This is a genomic window from Paenibacillus sp. 01T422, assembly GCF_056398785.1.
Genome location: NZ_JBFTQB010000734.1, coordinates 1 through 3,374, shown reverse-complemented (window position 1 = coordinate 3,374; position 3,374 = coordinate 1). Strand labels below are relative to the sequence as shown.

Here is a 3,374-nt window from a genome sequence, read left to right as displayed (position 1 = left end):
ATTCAATCCCTGTATTATTCGTTTACCGATTTTTCGTTGCTTGAAGAAGCGAATTGGGTTGGAGTTAGGAATTACCAGAAAATATTCACAGTAGATACTAGATTCTATCAGTCAGTCAAAGTAACTTTCCTCTATGTGCTTGGTTCCGTTCCTTTAAGACTAATCGCAGCGTTATTCATAGCCATGCTGCTTGCCAAAAGTATCAGAGGGATATCGGCCTACCGGACCATGATCTACTTTCCTTCACTAATCGGAGGGAGCATTGCCGTTTCTCTTTTATGGAAAAATATATTTGGCAGAGACGGGTATATCAACGAACTCCTTGCTCTATTCGGTATTCAAGGCATAGGTTGGATCAACAACCCTGACACAGCTTTGAGTACATTGGTTCTGCTCGTCGTGTGGCAATTCGGTTCGGCCATGGTTATCTTCCTGGCAGGATTGAAACAAATTCCGCAAGACCTCTATGAAGCTTCCTCTGCGGATGGAGCGGGTAAGGTAAGACAATTTTTTAACATCACACTGCCGATGCTTTCCCCAACGATCTATTTCAATATTATTATGGGGATCATTGGTGCCTTCCAAATGTTCACGCCGGCGATGATAATCACGCAAGGTGGACCTATGAATTCTACGTACGTTTACGCTTTATACTTATACGAACGCGCTTTCAGTCAACTGCAAATGGGATATGCCTCCAGCCTAGCCTGGATTATGTTACTCATTATTGCCCTTTCGACTTCGGTCATTTTTCTATCATCCAAGTATTGGGTGTTCTATGAATCTGAAAAGGAGGACAAGAGATGAGCAACGTATTACTTCGTAGAAATTTAGTCACTCATGTCATTCTAACCTGCTTAAGTCTAGCTATGATTTATCCAGTTCTATGGTGGATCGGAGCTTCGTTAAAATCCAATCAAGAGCTGAGCATGCCCGGGTTATTCCCAGAACATCCCCTATGGAGTAATTTCTCGAAAGGTTGGAATGCCATTCCTGGCCATTCGTTTACTGATTTTTACATCAATAACTTTGAACTGATCATTGGACTTCTGTTTACGACGGTCATCTCTTGCAGCTTGGTTGCTTTTGGGTTCGCTAGATTACAGTTTCGGCTGCGAAATTTCTGGTTTGCTATTTTAATGCTAACCCTCATGCTGCCGGGCCAAGTTACGATCATTCCACAGTATTCGCTGTTTCATCATCTGGGTTGGGTCAATACTTATTTACCATTCATTGTGCCTCACTCCTTGGCTGGAGGAGCAGGAGGAACCTTCTTCGTATTCTTGCTGGTTCAGTTCATTCGCGGTATTCCGAGAGAGCTAGATGAATCGGCTAAGATGGATGGCTGCAGCTGGTTCGGCATCTACTGGCGCATCGTCATGCCACTTACGAAACCCGCACTCCTGACGGTCGTCATTTATTGTTTTTTATGGAATTGGGATGACTTCTTTGGCCATCTGCTGTATATCAACTCGGTTGACAAGTACACCGTAGGACTTGCCTTACGAATGCTTAATGATTCGCAGTCCGCTCAGCAGTGGGGACAACTCTTGGCGATGGGGCTCGTATCCATTATTCCATCGGTACTCATATTTACATTCGCACAGAAGTATTTCGTAGAAGGAATCGCCACAACAGGGATCAAAGGGTGAGCGAATCTCAGGAGTATTTTGAAACAAATCGTTGGGTACTATCATAGGCATGATTACTTGATAGAGCTATAGTTAGTAAAGATTGAAAATTCTAACTACTAAATAATAAAGGGGTTATGACAAATGGCTACTATGAGAAGAAAACTGACAATTGCCATGTTAACAACAGCAATCGGATTATCGTTAGTAGGATGCGGTGCGGCAGATTCAACGCCTAAAGCAGCTGAGAGCAAGAGCCCTAGCAGTACAACAAATGCTACTACAAGTAATAAACCCGTTAAACTACGCATTATGTGGTGGGGCTCTCAACCTCGTCATGATGCCACTTTAAAAATGCTGGAATTGTATACAAAGAATAATCCGAATGTTACTTTCGAACCGGAGTACTCAGGCTTTGACGGCTATATCGATAAACTAACCACTCAAGCTGCAGCGAAGAATGCTCCGGATATTATCCAGATGGACGCAGCCTGGCTAGCGGATTGGAACGCCAGAGGCCAGTTGGCGGATATTAGTAGTGTCAATGAAAAGGACGTAGATCCTAAACTAGTTGAAGCTGGGAAATACAAGGACAAGCAAACTGCTGTTCCGCTTGGCGGAAATGCTTGGGGCCTCATCTATGACAAAGGCTCATTAGATAAACTGGGGATTAAGCTTCCGGCCGAAGGCATCACGTGGGATGCATTTTTCACGCTAGCCAAAGAGATTAAGTCCAAGCTGGACAAGGATCATTATGTCATTGGGGATTTTGCTAGAAATCGGGAGATGTATACGTCCTATCAGTTAAGTAAAGGAAAAGGCTACCCCGTCACACCGGATGGAAAGTTTAACTTCGACAAGGACACTTGGCTGGAATGGATGAAGATGGCTGAGGACTTCCGCAATGCGGGTGTTATTCCACCAGCAGATGTATCCGTCAGTGACGTTGATTTAGATCCGAAGCAAGACTTGATGCTCACAGGCAAAATTATCTTCAAGGCTGCACATGCGGCACAAGCCTCTTCATGGGACAGCTTGAAACCTGGCAGCATTGGTGTCTATGCGATGCCGAAAGACAAGCAGGGTGGAAGTTGGTTGAAGGCTACCTTCTTCTTCAGCGTCAGCCAAGATTCTCAAAATAAAGAAGAAGCCAAAAAGTTCATCGACTGGTTTATCAACAATCCAGAAGCAGGAGAAATTTCTGGAACGACACGTGGTGTGCCTGTTTCAAGTAAAATTCTTGCACAATTACAACCAAAATTCAGTACGGCCGATAAACTGACGATTGATATGATCAACATGGCAACACAAGGAGCACAACAGTTTAATCCAGGTGCAAAAGGTTGGAACAATTTTGACGCGAAAGATTATAAAACGGTAACAGAATCAATTATGTTCGGAAAAATGAAAATTGAGCAAGGGTTTGACGAATTGAAGAAAAAGTCTGCTGAATATGAAAAATAAGTAGTTGCTAGCACCCCTTAGTTAACATAGAGACCCTGATTAGGTTATTCTGATGTTATAATTAAGGGGTGCTTTGATATGACACCCGTTTGTATAGGAGGCAACGAGATGTGGAAGGTAGCAATCATTGACGATGATCGCCAGGTGCTCAAGGGAATGAAACAAGTAATTCCTTGGGAAGAAATCGGAGCCGAGTTGGTTGGAGAAGGTCTGAATGGTGAGCGTGGATTAGAGCTTATTCGGGAGAAAAAGCCCGATATCGTCATTACGGACATCTAT

Annotated in this window: 4 protein-coding genes; all 4 read left to right on the top strand. The window is 43.6% G+C overall.

Translation table 11 applies throughout. From position 1 onward, the window contains the following. Positions 1-807: carbohydrate ABC transporter permease (locus tag AC1DUA_RS30075; protein WP_477503236.1), on the top strand; the 807-nt coding region annotated here is incomplete at its 5' end. Next, on the top strand, positions 804-1,652 hold the full coding sequence (locus tag AC1DUA_RS30070) for a carbohydrate ABC transporter permease (RefSeq protein WP_477503235.1): 849 nt from the start codon (positions 804-806) through the stop codon (positions 1,650-1,652). The genes AC1DUA_RS30075 and AC1DUA_RS30070, both read left to right, overlap by 4 nt. Before the next feature lie 123 nt (positions 1,653-1,775). Continuing rightward, positions 1,776-3,095 carry an ABC transporter substrate-binding protein gene (locus AC1DUA_RS30065; RefSeq protein WP_477503234.1) on the top strand — a complete coding sequence of 440 codons (1,320 nt, stop codon included), beginning with the start codon at positions 1,776-1,778 and terminating at the stop codon, positions 3,093-3,095. Positions 3,096-3,203: 108 nt separating this feature from the next. Further along, positions 3,204-3,374, top strand: a 171-nt coding sequence (locus AC1DUA_RS30060) for a response regulator (protein WP_477503237.1), incomplete at its 3' end; no start/stop codon positions are given.